At 57.3% G+C, this 274-nt stretch carries 1 pseudogene; it reads right to left on the bottom strand.

Annotated elements, in window-relative coordinates:
• A pseudogene (locus HBA93_RS21095) lies at nt 1-274 on the bottom strand (hypothetical protein); the annotation flags it as partial.

Raw genomic sequence — 274 nt, 5'->3', positions numbered from 1 at the left:
GTCTTTTTGTGCTGCAAACGTCGCTGCTCATTTTCACGGCGTTGGCGGAGCTCTTCTTCACCACGCGCGCGCTCTTCGGCCTGCTTGCGCTGAATGCTGTCGCACAACAGGCGAAACTCAGGGGCAGATGGATGAAAGCCGTGACCCAACGCACCACGCAAAACCTGCTTGACTGCCTCGGCCAATGCGCCACGGGTAACGCCCTGCTGACCAATGATGAAAGCCTGCCGGTCAATTTCAGCTGTATCGCTTACCCTCGATGGCAGGGATTTGA

The organism is Ochrobactrum sp. SFR4 (assembly GCF_019730395.1).
In the GTDB taxonomy this organism is placed as follows: domain Bacteria; phylum Pseudomonadota; class Alphaproteobacteria; order Rhizobiales; family Rhizobiaceae; genus Pseudochrobactrum.
The sequence above is the reverse complement of the archived record's forward strand: the minus strand, read 5'-3'. Positions and strand labels throughout refer to the sequence as shown.